The organism is Enterococcus sp. DIV1279b (assembly GCF_050531515.1).
Taxonomy (GTDB): Bacteria; Bacillota; Bacilli; order Lactobacillales; family Enterococcaceae; genus Enterococcus_D; species Enterococcus_D casseliflavus.
In genome coordinates this window covers 1,447,698-1,465,484 of record NZ_CP172891.1, presented here as the reverse complement: position 1 = coordinate 1,465,484, position 17,787 = coordinate 1,447,698, and the positions used below count along the sequence as shown (strand labels likewise).

The following is a 17,787-nucleotide window of genomic DNA, read 5'->3' as shown; positions in this document are numbered from 1 at the left end:
TATTTTTGGTTTGTTCAGTTTGAAGAAAAAACATGATTCGTAATCAAAACGCTTTAGGTTTTTATAAATTGCTTCCTGTGCATACCACTGAACCCTTCTTCGCTCATTCTTGTTAACAAAATCACAATCCATTGGTCAGTAAATGTTTTTGAAGAATTCTGCTCATTTTTCGAGCAATCGAAACAAAAATCAGTTTCTAGAAAGAAGGGTCCGAAACACTAACTAGACTAAGGGAACTTCTGATATTTCTCGCACATTTCCAGTCATATGTCGAAAAAGCGTCAGCGTATGGAAGCGGTTTATGATCATTAACTTGCTCTAAGAATACAAATATTCTTCGCGAATAAAAAGGGTATGTGAGATAGTTATCCGCATCGTTTCTGCTTGATAAATGTTACAGAAACCATTTTAAGAATTCCAAAAAAGCCAAATTTTTTCTGTAATCGGCGGGCTACAAGCGAAAAAACTGTAGGTCACCCATCGAGAAAATAGCAAAAAAACCGATAATGCCCTTGATGACCTCTTTCAGTAAAAAGAACTAAATTTTACTGAATCAGTCGATCAAAACACATGAACGGTTTTGTCACTACTTTTTATTCTTTTTTCTGCTAACCCAAGTCCCCATTGGATAATTATGTTTGTTTTTGCCCGTTATAGACTTTTGTTATCTGTTGAAGGGACTTTTCCCCATTGATTTTTTTAGCGTCACATAGGTAACGATAGACAGTATGACTATTCCTAAGAAAATCAACCGATCATTCAAGACTTCATCCGTCTGCGGGAGAAGCTTCTGCTTATTATGGTTGGCATCATCACTTCTTGCCGAGCTGGAAGAGTGACTTGACCCACTATTATTTAGCAAACCTTCCAGTGTATTGCTTGTACTACTTGGTTCGGTAGTACTACTTGTACTGCTTTCGCTACTTGGTTCCGTGCTACTACTTGTACTGCTTTCGCTACTTGGTTCCGTGCTGCTTGTATTGCTTTCGCTACTTGGTTCCGTGCTACTACTTGTATTGCTTTCACTACTTGGTTCGGTAGTACTACTTGTACTGCTTTCGCTACTTGGTTCCGTGCTACTACTTGTATTGCTTTCACTACTTGGTTCGGTAGTACTACTTGTACTGCTTTCGCTACTTGGTTCCGTACTGCTACTTGTACTGCTTTCGCTACTTGGTTCCGTGCTACTACTAGTGCTGCTTTCGCTACTTGGTTCCGTACTACTTGTACTGCTTTCGCTACTTGGTTCCGTGCTGCTGGACTCTCCTGGTTCACCGGTTCCGCCACCACCGCCACCATAGCGTGGCGTATAGCCAGTAATACTGCTTGTTCTTGGCACATCATTGACCAAAGCATCAAGGATGCCCCGATTGGTATATTGTTCCAATGAACCATCCGTTTCTGTTTTGTAGGTAATGTAGATCCGTTCCTCCGTATCCCGCAAAGGAATTTCAAAGGACCCATCACTATTTAAAACGATCGGTACTTGCTCGACATACGTTGGGTTGGAAACGCTGGGTCCATAGACCACTCGAGCACTCGTACTAACTAAAGTCTGATGAGGACCTACAAAGTCAATAAACGTTCCATCTTTGATCGTCACTTGGTCCGTGTCAAACGAGTTGATATACACACGCCAATCAATGATCCGTTTGGGTTCTTGCGTACCTAAATACAGTCCTTGTTTGGTGAGTAAGGCACCCTCCCCTGTGTCATCCACTGCTTGAATAAAAATAGGCACCGATTGCGTCCCATTTGCCGTTTCAAAGTTGATGTTGTTGATCTGATTTTCTATCACGTCATCACTGAACTTTGTCCAAAAATAAAAGTCCCCATGTACATTGGTATTTTGTTCGACAAATTCTGTGAAAACAAAGATCAGCTGATTGCCAACTTGGGTAACATTGACCACTAAGTTGTTATTTTCATCGTATAAAGCATACGTATTATTAACGCCTTCAATCTCAGCTGGCAAGGTGACGGTCGCTTTGTCACCTGCTTTTAAATCACCTAAGTCCTCCAAACTCCAGGTCATATCTATTTTGAAGGAATCATCCTTTTCAATACTTGTGATGACCTCGTTGTGGCTATTAACGATCGATACATTTGTAATCAGCTTGGCACCCACATCGGTTTCCCCATAAACTACCCGCATACCAGCAAAAACAGGAATCAACAGCAGCAAGACAGCAAATGCTTTTCCTAAACGTTTGATCATTGGTTTCCTCCCTTAAGTGAGCGCTTAGCTAACCCCATCGATCACAGCAATTACTGTACTCGACATGAATATTGTCATTAACAGTTGTCTTTTCGTTTCACGGTGAGAAAAATAGACTTCCAGTTGCCACATTCTTGCAGCGTATCAGCGACTGCCTAATAGAATCAGTGTTAACTAATTTTATCTGCTTTTCGGTGATTTACACAATTAAAACGCTTCATTGGTGAAAGAAAATAACAATGCAGCAAACAAAAAAACCAAATCCCAATCCGTGTTGATTGAAAGGGATTTGGCTAAAAAATAAATCACTCTGTCGGATCGGTGATCCTATCAATTTGCTGGAAGTACCGATACTGACAAACAAAGTAAAAAACGATTTGGAAAATCAAAAAGAGACTAACGATCACACCATAGTATTGCCAAACAGGCAATTCTACTAAAATACGCAGAGCGGTCATTGCCACCGCAAAATGGATCATTGCAACGACTGTTGGCAAGAAGTACATCACTTGCAGCTGGCGTCTCAGAACGTTGTGACGCTCCTTGGGCGACACACCTAAAATATGCAAGGAACGATGGTACGCCCCATCTTTATCTAAATCTGCAAATAAACGGAAATAGATAATCGAAGCGGAGAAAATAAAGAAAACCGAACCTAGTAATACCGTGATCATTAAGATGATGCCATTTCCTTGACGATTTTCTTGGAAAACTTGGTATTTTGAGGTATAAGACGTACGCATCGGAATGTCTTTTGCAGCTTCTGACCACTCTTCATCTGTATAGTCACCTTTGGCTTCAAACTCCCGACTGAGTTCTTCGTATTGCTGATCGATCAAGGCATTTTCTTTATCTAAATTCCCATTGAAATCAGATACCAATTCAGGTGTTTCAGCCCATTCTGGATAGTCTAACCAAATAAAACCAGATTCCATATCATCGTTAAATTCTTGTAAGAGAGCTTGCCATTCCTCAAAGGTCTTATCTGTCACAACTGACAATCCAAAGTAATCCAGAGAAAGCATTGAGGGGCTGTGGACAATCGTAATATCCTTTTTTATACCGGTTTCTGAACCTAATTCAAGTGGATAGATACTTGTGCGTTCGTTCTCAGGGACTTCTAGAAGCTGTTTTCGACGTGAATAATTAGCACTAAGTGTCATTATTTGATTATCTGCAACGGAATCAGCTTCCTCACCGATTTGTTTCATCATTTTCTGATAGTCGCTTTCTCGCATAATTGAAAAGCCATTCGTCGTATAAAATGAATCATTCATAACTGCAGATTCATCAAGATTCGCATAGGCCCATAGTAAGGAAACACTATCCGTTACAGGCGCATACCCTTTTTCTTCTATGGCAGTTTTAATTTCATTCATTTTCCCCTCAGAATGATCGAGGTCTTCTGGCCCCGACCACGGAAACACATAGGCTACACTGATTCCTTGGATCGAAGAAAAAGAAGAACTGCCGATCGCCAGCATCACGGAAATCCCAACGAATGCCACGGAGGTACTAATAGCGATCAGACTATACATCGCCGCATTGTCTCGCATGCGAAAGATCCATTCGCTGATAGTCAGCATCCGAGTCCCCCGTAAGAAGGTTGGGCGTTTCTTTAATCGTTTCAATAGAAATACGCTGAACTGATGGAATGACAAGATCGTGCCTGCAACAGTCAACAAGACTCCTAGCATAAGTGGCAGCATTGAGTAGGTTTGGTAGCTAAAATAAAAGACCGATCCATAGCCAACTAGTAACAGCACAATTCCTGAAAATGCCAATGCCCAATGACTTTTTGGCTCAGGACGTGGTTTTTCATTTTCCTTGATCAATGAGATGATCTGTTCTCCTTGCAAGGCGCGAGTACTGAAAAAGGAGATCAAAAGAAAAATGAAGACATAGATCCCAAAGGTCAATCCTAAAGCTTCCAGAGGAACCATAAATTTCAGTCCTTCTGTTAAGTACATGACATTTTGCGCAATCAGCAGCAACAATTTCGTCACTAAAATCCCCAACCCAATACCGGTCACTGTAGCGCCGGTCCCTAAGAAGGCATTTTCGACAAATAAAATCTTTCGCAGATCTTTTTCTTCGATCCCCAAAATCAAGTAGATCGCCAGATCACGTTTGCGTCGTTTCAAAAAGACCACAAATGTATACCATAAAAACAACAGCGACAGTAAGGCGATCACCACGAGTGCGACGGATAGACCAACCTTAGCTAAGCTTGAAAGTGTATCGCTATTAGATAAGTTTTCTTCCAATTGCGGATGAAAGAGCAAAAGACTAAAGATATAAAACACCATCGCCGCAAAGGCACTGCTGACGAAGTAGGCCGCATAAGTTCGAAAATTCCCCCGCAGATTACGATTGATCAACTGTCTGAAATTCATGACGGCGACCTCCTAAATGTGCTAGGACTTCAAGAATTTTTTGATAAAATTGCTGTTGATCAGCACCACGATAGACTTCGTTATACAGCTTTCCGTCTTTGATGAAAACGACCCGATCAGAAAAGCTGGCGGAATACGGATCATGGGTGACCATCATGGTAGTGACTTTGCGCTGCTTGTTCATCTGACTTAGTATTTCCATGACATCTCGTGCTGCCTTGGAATCAAGATTACCCGTCGGTTCGTCTGCTAAAAGCAATTCCGGCTGATGAATCAAAGCTCTAGCAATCGCAACTCGCTGCTGCTCTCCACCGGAAAGCTGATAGATGCGTTTGTCTTTTTTCTCATAGATCCCAAGTTCACGTAATAGCTGCTCCGAACGTTCTTTCATCTCAGGAACCGGCACCCGATCCAATGTCAGTGGTAAAATCACATTCTCAAGCACGCTCAATGGCGAAAGCAAATTGTAGTTTTGAAAAACAAAGCCTAATTGTCGACGACGAAACTCCGCGAGTTTTTGCTTAGATAATTCCAGTGGCTGCTCTCCCTTGAGGATCACCGAACCTGAAGTCGGTTTATCCAATGTTGCCACCAAATTCAGCATGGTGGTCTTGCCACTGCCAGATGGACCCATAATGCTGATAAATTCTCCTTCTGGCACTTTGAGATCGATTTGCTGTAAAACCTCAACAGACACTTCCCCTGTATAGGTTTTCGATACATTTTTCAATTCTAGTAAAGCCATCATCTTCACTCCTTTGCTACCAGTTTAGCAGGCGGCACCGCAATCAGTTATCGATTTCGTGATAGAAAGCTTACAAAATTGTAAGAAAGACTTCACCTCCGAAATGTTAAGGTAACCGTCGTGCCTTGATTCTCCTTAGAGGCAAGCGATACATCGATATCTAATTGCGTACTGATCGTCTCAACTAAATAAAGACCGATCCCAGTTGCCTCTCCTGTTTGCCGCCCATTCTGACCTGTATAAAAGGGGCGAAAAACCCGCGGTAGATCCGCTGCTGCAATCCCGCAGCCTTCATCTGCGATCGTTAAGCTTCTAGAAAAAGGATCGATCTCAAAATAGACCTTACTGTCTGGCTTGGAGTACTTGATGGCGTTGCTGATGAGTTGAAAGAGCAGAATACCTAGCCATTTTTTGTCTGTTGTCACCGTGATATCTGCTTCACTCATCAGCTTCGGATAGACTTCACTACGAATAAAATTCCGCTTCTGGTCACCGATACTGCGTTTTAACAATTCCAACAGTGAGGCTGACTCGATAACGAAGTCCTCCGTGAAATCTTCCAAGCGCACAAAATTCAGCGCAGTCGCCAAGCCACTTTTTAAGCGATCTGTTTCAGCCAAAAGATCATAGCTATCGACTTCTTCACTTTCAGCCATTAGCGCCAAAACTGAGACAGGTGTTTTCATTTGATGAACCCAGATATTCATGAAACGAATATGATTTTTATGGTGCTGATCTAGTTCTGTCAGCCGCTCTTGCTCTTGCTGTTCATGTGCATCGAACTGCTTGCGCCATTGCTTGGAAAGGTAGCCATTGCTTCGATGTGTCGCTCTTCCATGCTTGATATACTGATAAAACGCAGTATTGGAAAGGTAATCTGCCAAATAAACAAGAACAATGAACAGCCCGAATAGAAGCAGACCATAACCAATTACGAGGTAATTTCGATAGCCATCCAACCAAATCACTAAAACGAACAATGAAATGGCTAGGACGGTAACGAGTAGTTTAGGTAAATGAACACTTGCATATGCTTTCATTCTTCCGTACCTACCACTGATAAAGCGTAGCCCTTTCCGCGAATCGTTTGGATCGGATCATTGATGCCCATTGCCGCCAATTTTTTTCGCAAACGGCCGACATTGACAGAAAGCGTATTGTCATCAACGAAGCGCTCATCATCCCATAATAGATTTAAGATCCGTTCCCGTTTGACCATCTCTGGGTGTGCCGACATTAACAGGGTCAATAATTCTCCTTCTCGAACAGTCAGCCATTCACTGGCTTCACGATAGACCATCTTCAATGCTTCGGGATAGTAGATCAATTCGCCAGCTTTCAAACTTCTCGCCCGATCAGACTGTGCATAATCCCCGTAGACTCTACGAATGTGGCTTTTTACTTTTGCCAGCAGCAAATCATAAGAAAAAGGTTTGACTAGATAATCATCAGCACCATATTCTAGAGCCATCACTTGATCCATATTGCCGTCACGGGCGGAGATGAAGAGAATTGGAACCAACGAGCGTTCCCTGATTTTTTGGCACCAATAAAACCCATCATAATAAGGAAGATTGACATCCAACAAAACCAAATCAGGTTGGATCATCAAGAATTCATCTAAAACCGCAGCGAAATTTTCTGGAACAAAGGTTTGATACGCATAGCGGGATAATTGATTTTCCATCATTTTGACTAACGATTTGTCATCTTCGACCACGAATATTTTCATATAAATCCTCCTGTTTTCTCTAAAGTTTACCAAATCTGTGTGAAAAAAACTGCAAAATTCCAGCTTTTTTAAAAAAAGTGTACTTATTTATTGTAAGCAAAATTATTTTATAGTATACTACATTTTGTGATTAAAACTTACTTAAAGTAAAGGTGGAAAAAAATGAAAAATATTTTAGTTGTTAAAGCCAATAACCGTCCTGATGGAGTATCTGCAAAAATGTTTGATACGTTCGTTGAAAATCTTGATACCAACAATGTGGACGTTGTAACCTTTGATGTGTACGCACAACCAATGCCTTATATCGGTCAAACGTTATTTGAAGCATTTGGCAAACTTTCACAAGAACAAGAATTAAACCAAGAAGAACAAGAATTGATGACTGTCCGTCAAGACGTGATGAACAAATTCGCAGCAGCGGATACCATCGTTTTCGCTTTCCCAATGTGGAACTTAACGATTCCTGCTGCCTTGCACACATTCATCGACTACATCTTCCAAGCTGGCTTTACTTTCTCTTATAACGAAGATGGTTCAATGAACCAATTATTGAAAGACAAAGAAATCGTTCTATTGAATGCCCGTGGTGGTGTTTACTCAGGCGAAATGAGCGCAATGGAAAACGCTGTAACCTTTATGGAAAAAGTTTTCGGTGGTATGTTCGGCATGAACATCACAGAAGAAGTAATCATTGAAGGCCACAATGCAGATCCTTCTAAAACAGCAGAAATCATTGCTGAAGGTTTAGAACGCGTAGCAGCTGCTGCGAAAAAATTCTAATCATTGCTATCGATCAACTCCTCAACAAAGCGCTATTGCTTGTTGAGGAGTTTTTTTATCCAAAAGCGTAGCTCGTCTATGGGATCGATAAAACAAAGAGGCCCCATAGAACACAGCGGTCTAAGGGGCTAAATCTCTTTTATTTTGATGCTTTCCAATCAAAAGGCAACAGCTCTTCTAGCGTCATGATTTTTCCTGCTGCGATCATGACCTGCGTGTTATGGTTGGCAGGATCCAGCTGGCTGATAAATTCACGGCAACGACCACAAGGTGGGATCGGCTCACCTGCCGTATTGATTGCAACCATCTGTAACACCCGCTGCTGACCATCGGTGATCATTTGCGCAGCCGCAGCCTGTTCGGCGCAAAAACCCATAGAACAGCTGGTATCGATACAGATCCCTGTATAAATCTGTCCATCTGCAGTAGCCAGAGCTGCCGCGACACTCCCTGCTTCTGCAAATTGAGAGAGCTGTCTGAATCCCAGTTTTTGTTTCGCGGCATCGATCAGCAACTGAAAGTCCATTTTTCTTCCTCCAATAATAAGCTGGCTCATGGTTAAATGAACCGTTTAAGCACCCGCCATGATTTTCGTCAATAGCTCAGGATCAAATGTCTTTTCCCGCAGCATCTCGATTTCATAGCCATAAGGGGCTTTTTTATTCTTTTTGTCTTCGCCGACATAGGGTGTTTCCAAAATTTTCGGTAACGCTGATAATTGCTCATGATGAACGATCTTATTCAAGGCTTCAAAGCCGATCGTGCCAAAACCAATGTTCGCATGTCGGTCTTTGTGGCTGCCCTGTGGATTTTTTGAATCATTGACATGGATGACCTTCAAGCGATCCAACCCGATGATTTTGTCAAACTCGTTTAACACGCCGTCAAAGTCTTCTTTGACATTGTAGCCAGCATCGTTCGTGTGACAAGTATCTAGTGTAACGGATAATTTTTCATTTAAGGTGACACCATCGATAATTGCTGCCAATTCTTCAAAGCTGCGACCAATCTCGGTGCCTTTACCTGCCATTGTTTCTAATGCGATCTGAGCAGTTTGATTTTTTTCAAGGACCTCGTTTAAGCCTTTAATGATCTGCTTGATCCCAGCTTCTGGTCCTGCACCGACATGGGCACCGGGGTGCAATGTGATTTGAGTTGCACCTAAAGCTTGGGCTCGTTGGATTTCTTCTTGTAAGAACGAAACAGCAAAGCCAAAGTTTTCTGGTTTGATGGTATTGCCTAAATTAATGATGTACGGGGCATGGACGACGATATTCGAAATTCCTTTTTCCGTCATAAAATCTTGTCCAGCTGCGATCTGCATCTCTTCGATCGGTTTGCGCCGCGTGTTTTGCGGAGCTCCGGTATAGATCATAAACGTAGTAGCTTGATAGCTAGCTGCCTCTTCTGCTGCTCCTAAAAGCATTTTTTTGCCGCTCATTGAAACGTGTGAACCAATCAACATTTTTCTTTTCCTCCTAAATCTAGTCTTCTCTATTATCGATAAAAGCGCCTTGTAAAGCGATTATTTTGCTCATTGCCGTATTTTTTTATCAAGCGAGTCCAAATAACATCAGAACACCCGTCATTAGCGGCATACTTATCAAAAAGCTAATGGAAGAAACGAACCCCACCGCTTCTTCCTCCATTCCAGCAATCACGGAATTAATGACACCGAATAAAGGAATTGGAGCAAACATTAACAAACAAAGAACTGGCTTTAATAAAACTGGGATTGGTAAAACATAGAAAGCTGCGAACAGCACGAATGCCAGTCCGTACCGCAAGCTTAAAATTTTGATCACTGTTTGGGTGGTGTGCTTCGGTAAGCGGAAATCCAAAAATAAGCCAATCATAAACATGGACAAAAACGTATTTGCGATCCCGATTGGTTGGACAAGCGCCAATGCCGCTTCGGGAATCCTCCAATCCGCACTGCGGATAATCAGCATCACTAGATAAATAGTAAACGTTGGCGAACGCAGGAGATTCAAAAAGATTTTCCCTGGTTCAAACGTCGTCCGCTTTCCAATCAAGAATTCGATGAAAATCGTCGTTCCCCCTGCCAACATGATACTGTTCCCCATATCAAACAGCGAAATCAGCGGAATCCCTAAAGGATAAAAGCTTTGGGCAAAAGGAATCGCAAAATTGCCGATATTAAAGCCTGAACCGCAGTACATCGCAAACTGCTGCAGCGTGTTCGATTCTTTTTTGGTCAAGAAAAATGCGAAGAGGATCTGGACGATCGTAATGATCAACGCGATCACAATCAAACTAAGCGCACTGACTTGTACTTGCATTGAAGCTAAATTCAAAATGATTGCTGCCGGTAACGTCACATTCAAAATAATTTTGGATAAGATCGAGCCATCCGCTTTTGAAAGGACATTTAGCCGCTTAAGAAAATACCCTAAGAAGATCATGGCAAATAAACCGGCGGCATTCAACACTATATTTCCCATTCCAACAAAAACCCTTCCTCTACAAAAATTTGAAAAAAGCGAACCAACAAGGCGGTTCGCTTTTTGCGATTAAAATGTTAATAAGAAATATTTTTTCTTGCCACGACGAATCACGACGTATTTTCCACCGATCCGATCACTTGCTTGGAGCTCGTACGTTAGGTCTTGGACGCGTTCCCCATTGATGTAGATGGCACCATTTTGTACATCTTCTCTTGCTTGACGTTTTGATGGTTCGATTTTAGCAGTCGTCAACACTTCAACGATGTTCAAAGAATCATCCGCTGTTACCTGATGACTAGGAACCCCTTTAAAGCCTTGTTCGATCTCTTCAGCGTTCAATTCTTTGATATTGCCGCTGAATAAACTTGCTGAGATGCGTACGGCTTGTTCATAAGCCTCTGCCCCATGAACCAAAGTAGTGACTTCTTTTGCCAAAGCTTTTTGTGCTGCTCGAGATTCTGGTGCAGCGTTAAATTCTGCTTCGATCGCAGCGATCTCTTCTAATGATAAGAAGGTGAAATATTTCAAGAATTTGACTGCATCACGATCATCCGTATTGATCCAGAATTGGTAGAACTCGTAAGGCGTTGTTTTCTTGGCATCTAGCCAAACCGCATTGCCTTCTGTTTTCCCAAATTTCGTTCCATCTGCTTTTGTGATCAATGGCATAGTCAAACCGAACCCTTGAACTTCACGCTCACGACGTAATAATTCGATCCCAGAGGTGATATTGCCCCATTGATCGCTACCGCCCAATTGTAATAAGCAACCGTGGTTGTCGTAAAGGTTCAAAAAGTCATAGGCTTGTAAAAGCTGGTATGCAAATTCCGTGTAGGAAATTCCTGTTTCGATCCGACGTTTGACACTTTCTTTGCTCATCATGTAGTTGATGGTAAAGTTTTTCCCCGTGTCACGCAAGAAATCAATCAGTTTCAATTCCCCTAACCATTCATAGTTATTGGCAATGATGGCAGGATTTTCTTGGTCATCAAAATCAATAAAGCGAGATAATTGGCTCTTGATACTTTGGGACCATTCTAAAACGGTATCTAGTGTGTTTAATTGACGTTCTTGATCTTTAAAGGATGGGTCACCGATCATTCCGGTACCGCCGCCTACTAATGCGATCGGCACATGTCCGTTTTGTTGGAAACGGCGCAACATTAAAATAGGCAATAAATGACCAATATGCAGGCTATCTGCGGTAGGATCAAAGCCGATATATAGTTTCACAGACTCTTCATTTAATTGTTTGGTCAAGGCTGCTTCGTCTGTGGTCTGATGAACTAATCCGCGTTGCTTTAGCTCTTCAAAAAAGTCTGTACTCATTCTTTCTCCTCCTAATAATTGCTTCATTGTTCATCTTAACTGAAAAAGAGGTCAATGAAAAGTCTTTCTCTCAAAGTCCTTTACCAAAAAAGAAACTTTTAGGCAAATCCGTTCATTTTCCTTTATTATCGCTGGTTCAATACAAACACCAACTGGCATTTTCTCCCACACTTCTTTCGATAACAGATAGGGTGCTACCCAAGCGCCTTGTTTTTTGCTATAATTACACGGAATCTATTCTAATTTATTGAGGTGACTCTTTTTGTCCCAGAAAACGAAAAATCAAAAGAATACAGAAAACAAAAATAGAGGCTGGTTCTATTTCAACATCAGTCTTAGGGTTTTACATGCCTTGTTCTTAGTTGCTATTTCTTTGCTGGTGCTAGGCGGTTCTTTAGCCTTAGGGATCGGTGCCGGCTACTTTGCTTTTCTTGTGGAAGATACCGCAGCTCCTTCTAAAGATGAGTTACAAAAAGAATTGACCGACATCACAGAGACTTCTCAACTCGCATACGCTGATGGCAGCAAAATCGCAACGATTCGCTCGGATCTAATGCGAACATCGGTTAATTCCGATCAAATTTCAGATTATTTGAAAAAAGCGATCATCGCAACAGAGGACGAATATTTTAATATTCATAATGGGGTCGTACCAAAAGCAGTCGTGCGGGCATTATTATCAGAAGCGACAGGCTTTGGCGGCAGCGGGGGTTCCACTTTGACCCAGCAGCTGGTAAAACAACAAATCCTTTCCAGTGAAACGACCTTCAAACGCAAAGCCAATGAGATTTTATTAGCCATGGAAGTGGAGAAATTTTTCGATAAAGATGAGATCGTCACCATGTATCTAAACATCTCCCCTTTCGGTCGGAACAATAAAGGGCAAAATATCGCAGGTGTGCAAGAAGCGGCGCAAGGAATTTTTGGCGTCAACGCAGCTGACCTATCTTTACCACAAGCAGCCTTTATTGCGGGTCTGCCACAAAGCCCGATCGTCTACAGCCCTTATACAAATACGGGTGAGATCAAGGAAAACTTGACCGCTGGCTTAGAACGGAAAGACTTCGTGCTCTTCAGTATGTATCGTAACCACGATATTACGAAAGAGGAATACGAAGAGGCGCTTAATTATGACTTGAAGCAAGACTTCAAAAAACAAGAAGCCATTGAACAAACGGATCAAAGCTTCCTTTATTACACTGTGTTAAATGAAGCAAAAGACATTATTGCCAAACAGCTGGCAGATGAAGATGATGTCAGTGACGAAGAATACGCCAAAGAGGAAACCTATCAAAAATACTTCGAATTGGCGCAGCAAAAACTTGTTAATGGTGGCTATACCGTCACATCAACGATCGATAAAGATATTTATAATGCGATGCAAGATGCCGTCGACAAATACGGCTATATGCTAGACAACTGGGGTGACTCCACCATCGAAGTCGGCAATGTCATGATGGACAACGCCACTGGGAAAGTACTAGGCTTTATTGGCGGTCGTAACTATGCTGACAATCAATTCAACCATGCCTTTGATGCCAAACGCCAAGCTGGTTCAAGTATCAAACCCATGCTGGTTTACGGACCGGCAATCGAAAGTGGCTTGATGGGCTCTGAATCAATGGTTTCTGATTATGCTGCAAAATGGCGAACAGGAGAAAACGCCGGTGAGCCGATCGTCAATGCCACAAACCGTGGAACCAATACTTTTATGTCGATTCGTGAATCATTGGAGGTTTCCAGTAATATCGCAGCGACAAATATTTTCCAAGATCTTTGGGAAAAAGAAGGCGATCATTTTTATGCCTACACAAATTATTTAAGCAAAATGGGCTATCCCGAAGACAATAGCTGGGCGTATGAATCAGCGCCATTAGGGGTTACAGATGTCACAGTCTTGAATCAAACGAATGGCTTCCAAACATTTGCCAATAATGGTGTTTATCAGCAAGGCTATATCATCGAATCAATCAAAGACAATGAAGGCGAAGTGCTTTACCAGCATGAAGCCAAACCTGTCCAAGTCTTTTCAGAAGCGACGGCTTCCATCATGACCGACATGATGCGTAGTGTCATCGATGAGCAAAAAACCAGTTCCTTTAAATCGGTTATCAGCGGATTGGATTGGAACCTCGGAAATGCCGATTGGGTCGGAAAAACTGGTTCCACCAACAACTGGTCGGACTCTTGGCTAGTCGTCTCCACCCCATCGATCACCATCAGCAGCTGGTCAGGTCGAGATGACAATAAAGGGACCGATAGCGCTGCAGGAACTCGGACAGCTAACTATATGGCTTACTTGATCAATCGTATTTATCAAACAAACCAAGAAGTCTTTGGTGTGAATCAGAAGTTTGAACTTTCTAGTGATGTCAAAAAAGCTCAAGTTTCCAAGTTTACTGGTACCCAACCAGGAGGAACCGTGCGAGTCGATAATCGAACCTATACGAATCCAAGCAGTACCGTTACTTCGTATTGGGCCACTGGCGGACCAGATACGGTCGATTTCAAATTTGGACTCGGTGGTTCAGATACAAACTATGCTGACTATTGGAAAAAAGCATCTTCTAGCCGTTCAACCAATCGTTCGTCGAATACATCATCGAATAACGGATCCAACAATGTTACACCTACGGCAAATGATGAAGATGACGATGAGGAACAGCAAGACAATAATCAACAAAATACCAACAATAATGATGACTGATCAGCCTTGTGCTGATCAGTTTTTTTATGCAAAAAAAAAGTGTGAGGAGAAAATCCATAGATTTTCTCCTCACACGAACGATCGTTGAAGCAAAAAGTGGAACAACAAGGCGTTGTTCCACTGATCGTTTGATCAAATCGCTGCTTATTTCGTAGAACTTTTTTCTGAAATACCGTAAGGCAAGACGATCGTTTTTTGTTCTACATCTTCTTTGTTCATCATTTTTGTCAATAGACGCATCGCAACGGCACCCATATCATACAATGGTTGCGTCACACTTGATAAGCGTGGACGAGCGGCTTCAGCCAATAATGAATTGTTGCTGGTGATGATCTCGAAATCTTCAGGAACTTTAACACCTTTGTCTAACAAACCATCTAAGACGCCGATGGCTAACTCATCGTCTGTGACATAAGCTGCTGTCGCACCACTGTTGATGATGCGATCAACTAAGGCTAAGCCTTCTTTAAAGCTGTATGGTGATTCAAAGATCAACCCTTCAGAATATTCAAGGTTGTTTTCTTTCAAGGCTTCTTTATAGCCTTTCAAGCGGTTTTGGCCATTGATTGGATCGATCAAAGCACCGCTGACAAAAGCGATTTTTTGATTGTTTTTCGCCAATAATGAAACAGCATCTTTGGCAGCTGCTGTGTAATCGATATTGACACTTCCTACTTGTTCATCAGGATCGATCGAACCAGCTAAAACGACTGGTGTTTTTGAGCGAGAGAATTCCCCGCGAATTTCATCCGTGATGCGATGACCCATGAAGATAACGCCGTCCACTTGTTTTGCTAACAAGTTGTTCAAAACGTTGACTTCTTTCATAGTATCGCCATCAGAGTTGGCTAAGATGATATTGTATTTATACATGGTCGCTACATCATCGATCCCACGAGCAAGTGATGAGAAGAACATATTGCTGACATCAGGAATGATGACACCAACAGTCGTGGTCTTTTTACTTGCTAACCCTCGAGCAACTGCGTTTGGACGATAATCCAAGCGGTCGATCACTTCCAGCACTTTCTTACGAGTTGCTGGTTTTACATTTGGATTTCCGTTGACTACCCGTGAAACAGTTGCCATCGATACATTCGCTTCCCGTGCAACATCATAAATCGTAATTGTTTGTTTTTCCATGATATATCTCCCTTATTCTATTTTCAGAAAATCTTATTTACATTTCTTTGTTAGGATAGCAAATTTTTTCCGTATTTGCAACCGTTTTAATTTTGTTTTCATGAAAACTTAGCAATTTCCTACTTTCCCCGCCCCTATTCTCTTCGAAAGCATGATAAAATAGAAAAAGAATACTTGAAAGAAGGTTTTTTCAAATGAATGATAAAAAAATCAATGAGTTAAATGGCTGGTTGAAAACCAATGGCGCAGATGTTGCCTATATTTCTAATCCAGCAACGATCGCTTATTTTTCAGGTTTTAAAAGTGAACCTCATGAACGGGTCCTTGCTTTGTTTGTCGCACCTGGAAAAGATCCCTTTCTTTTCACACCAGATCTGGAAGTAGAAGAAGCAAAAAATAGCGGCTGGCCTTTTGACATTATCGGTTATCTCGATAGCGAAGACCCTTGGGCGAAAATCTGTCAGGAATTGACCTCTCGTTACCAAGTTTCTTCCTTGGCACTAGAAAAAAATGACCTTTCCGTCGAGCGCTATGAAGCATTGAAACGGTTTTTGCCACAGACCGATTTTTCTTTAGATGTGACTCCGGTCATTCAAAAAATGCAGTTAACTAAAACGGCTGCTGAGATCGACACCTTGCTAGAAGCTGGCAACTGGGCAGATGTTGCTTTTGAGATTGGGTTTGCTGCCATCAAAGAAGGCGTCAGCGAAATGGCAATCGTGGCAGAAATTGAGTACGAGTTGAAAAAACGTGGGGTTTCCCATATGTCCTTCGATACGACCGTATTAGCTGGTGCCAATGCAGCAAGTCCTCATGGCGTACCTGGTGACCGCAAAGTGACTGCCAATGAACTCGTCTTGTTTGACCTAGGGGTCGTTTGGAAAGAATACTGCAGTGATGCAACCAGAACGGTTGCCTATAAAGAACCGACTGCCTTACAAAGAAAAATTTATGACATCGTTCTTGAAGCTGAACTAGCAGCGCAAGCAGCGGTCAAACCTGGGATTACCGCTGGAGAATTAGACAAGATTGCTCGTGATGTGATTACTGGCTACGGCTACGGCGACTACTTTAACCATCGTCTAGGTCACGGCATCGGGACCACGGTTCATGAGTTCCCCTCTTTGATCACTGGCAATGATTTAGTGATTGAAGAAGGCATGTGCTTCTCTATCGAACCGGGCATTTATTTACCAGATCAGGTCGGTGTCCGCATTGAAGACTGTGTGTATGTCACAGCAGATGGCTGTGTACCTTTTACCAAAACAGCAAAAGAATTGTTGGTTTTATCTTGATTTTCTAATAAAACGGCACAACATGTTGGAATTACATGAAAAGGAGTGTTCTTATGAGTAAAAAAGTGTTGGTTTTAGGCGGCACGCGTTTTTTCGGTAAATATTTGGTCCAATCACTAATTGATCAAGGATTGGACGTGACGATCGCTACCCGAGGGAACACGAAAGATTCCTTTGGCGATCAAGTCAACAGAATCATCTTCGATCGTATGGAGGAAGAAAGTATCAAAACGGCATTAACAAAAGAAACCTATGATGTCATTTACGACAATATTGCTTATACTTCCAACGACATTGAGATTCTACTGCGTCATGTCACACCGAAGCGCTACATCGTTACTAGCTCAATGTCTGCGTATCATGAATTACACTTCGATTTGAGTGAAGCGGATTTTGACCCTGCTAAAGAACCCTTCAGACTGGTCAGCTCTGAGGAGGTCGATTATGCACAAGGCAAGCGAACCGTGGAAGAGATCCTGACCCAAAAATACAGTCAGATCCCATCCGTTTTTGTCCGCTTTCCTTATGTGATCGGTGCAGATGATTACACAAAACGTTTTACCTTTTACATTGACCATCTGATAAAGCAAAAGCCAATGGCTGTCGATAATCTAACGCATCAAATGGGCTTTGTGGATGCCCAAGAGGCTGGTGAATTTTTAGCGTTTCTAGGTACTAGCTCATTCACAGGACCCATCAATGGTGCGTCAAAAGGTACGATTTCTTTAGAAGAAGTGCTGCAATACGTATCGAAAAAAACCGGTCTTTCCCCGCTCTTTTCAGAAACAGGCGATCAAGGCTCTTACAATGGTACACCTGCTTATTCGATCAATGTGGAGCTCGCTGAGGAAATTGGTTTTTCATTCAGTCACCTGCAGGATTGGATCTACCAACTTTGCGATTGGGAAATCGCCCAAGCATCAAACGAATAACTACTGAAATCACAAAAAAACGTTCGCCGATTTAATTGGCGA

At 42.1% G+C, this 17,787-nt stretch carries 14 protein-coding genes; 4 read left to right on the top strand and 10 right to left on the bottom strand.

Annotated features, from left to right (window positions below):
- Nucleotides 1-664 precede the first annotated feature (664 nt).
- The 5 genes from IGI71_RS06805 to IGI71_RS06785 form a co-directional block, all read right to left on the bottom strand.
- Complete coding sequence (locus IGI71_RS06805) at nt 665-2,218, bottom strand: Ig-like domain-containing protein (protein WP_430616273.1); 1,554 nt, start codon at nt 2,216-2,218, stop codon at nt 665-667.
- A 305-nt stretch (nt 2,219-2,523) separates the two neighbouring features.
- Nucleotides 2,524-4,614 carry an ABC transporter permease gene (locus IGI71_RS06800; RefSeq protein WP_430616272.1) on the bottom strand — a complete coding sequence of 697 codons (2,091 nt, stop codon included), beginning with the start codon at nt 4,612-4,614 and terminating at the stop codon, nt 2,524-2,526.
- The gene (locus IGI71_RS06795; RefSeq protein ID WP_010748018.1) at nt 4,586-5,362 is read right to left on the bottom strand and encodes an ABC transporter ATP-binding protein; all 777 of its coding nucleotides are present in this window, start codon (nt 5,360-5,362) and stop codon (nt 4,586-4,588) included. Before IGI71_RS06795 ends, IGI71_RS06800 begins: the two co-directional genes overlap by 29 nt.
- Before the next feature lie 89 nt (nt 5,363-5,451).
- A complete protein-coding gene (locus tag IGI71_RS06790; RefSeq protein ID WP_010748017.1) occupies nt 5,452-6,399 on the bottom strand; it encodes a sensor histidine kinase in 948 nt (315 codons plus the stop codon).
- Nucleotides 6,396-7,091, bottom strand: coding sequence for a response regulator transcription factor (locus IGI71_RS06785; RefSeq protein WP_010748016.1), 696 nt, complete (start codon nt 7,089-7,091; stop codon nt 6,396-6,398). The genes IGI71_RS06790 and IGI71_RS06785 overlap by 4 nt, the downstream gene beginning before the upstream one ends.
- Before the next feature lie 162 nt (nt 7,092-7,253).
- Between IGI71_RS06785 and IGI71_RS06780 the strand changes: the two genes are divergently transcribed.
- Entirely contained in the window at nt 7,254-7,871 is a 618-nt protein-coding gene (locus tag IGI71_RS06780; protein ID WP_005225804.1) for an FMN-dependent NADH-azoreductase, read from the top strand.
- A 139-nt stretch (nt 7,872-8,010) separates the two neighbouring features.
- Here IGI71_RS06780 and IGI71_RS06775 read toward each other — a convergent pair whose 3' ends face one another.
- The 4 genes from IGI71_RS06775 to tyrS all read right to left on the bottom strand — a co-directional run bounded on the left by IGI71_RS06775 (nt 8,011) and on the right by tyrS (nt 11,668).
- On the bottom strand, nt 8,011-8,397 hold the full coding sequence (locus tag IGI71_RS06775) for a cytidine deaminase family protein (protein WP_010748015.1): 387 nt from the start codon (nt 8,395-8,397) through the stop codon (nt 8,011-8,013).
- Nucleotides 8,398-8,442: 45 nt separating this feature from the next.
- Nucleotides 8,443-9,336: a deoxyribonuclease IV gene (locus IGI71_RS06770; RefSeq protein WP_010748014.1), complete on the bottom strand. Its 894-nt coding sequence runs from the start codon at nt 9,334-9,336 to the stop codon at nt 8,443-8,445.
- An 88-nt stretch (nt 9,337-9,424) separates the two neighbouring features.
- Nucleotides 9,425-10,336, bottom strand: coding sequence for an AEC family transporter (locus tag IGI71_RS06765; RefSeq protein WP_167822875.1), 912 nt, complete (start codon nt 10,334-10,336; stop codon nt 9,425-9,427).
- A 69-nt stretch (nt 10,337-10,405) separates the two neighbouring features.
- Nucleotides 10,406-11,668 carry a tyrosine--tRNA ligase gene (gene tyrS / locus IGI71_RS06760; RefSeq protein ID WP_010748012.1) on the bottom strand — a complete coding sequence of 421 codons (1,263 nt, stop codon included), beginning with the start codon at nt 11,666-11,668 and terminating at the stop codon, nt 10,406-10,408.
- A gap of 262 nt (nt 11,669-11,930) precedes the next feature.
- Here tyrS and IGI71_RS06755 point away from each other — a divergent pair, with 262 nt between their 5' ends.
- Entirely contained in the window at nt 11,931-14,375 is a 2,445-nt protein-coding gene (locus IGI71_RS06755) for a transglycosylase domain-containing protein (protein ID WP_010748011.1), read from the top strand.
- A gap of 144 nt (nt 14,376-14,519) precedes the next feature.
- On the opposite strand, the gene ccpA is transcribed toward IGI71_RS06755, so the two are convergent.
- Complete coding sequence (ccpA, locus tag IGI71_RS06750) at nt 14,520-15,518, bottom strand: catabolite control protein A (protein WP_005225798.1); 999 nt, start codon at nt 15,516-15,518, stop codon at nt 14,520-14,522.
- 194 nt (nt 15,519-15,712) lie between these two features.
- Here ccpA and IGI71_RS06745 point away from each other — a divergent pair, with 194 nt between their 5' ends.
- Complete coding sequence (locus IGI71_RS06745) at nt 15,713-16,813, top strand: M24 family metallopeptidase (protein WP_010748010.1); 1,101 nt, start codon at nt 15,713-15,715, stop codon at nt 16,811-16,813.
- Between the two features lie 53 nt (nt 16,814-16,866).
- A complete protein-coding gene (locus IGI71_RS06740) occupies nt 16,867-17,745 on the top strand; it encodes an NAD-dependent epimerase/dehydratase family protein (protein ID WP_010748009.1) in 879 nt (292 codons plus the stop codon).
- Nucleotides 17,746-17,787 lie beyond the last annotated feature (42 nt).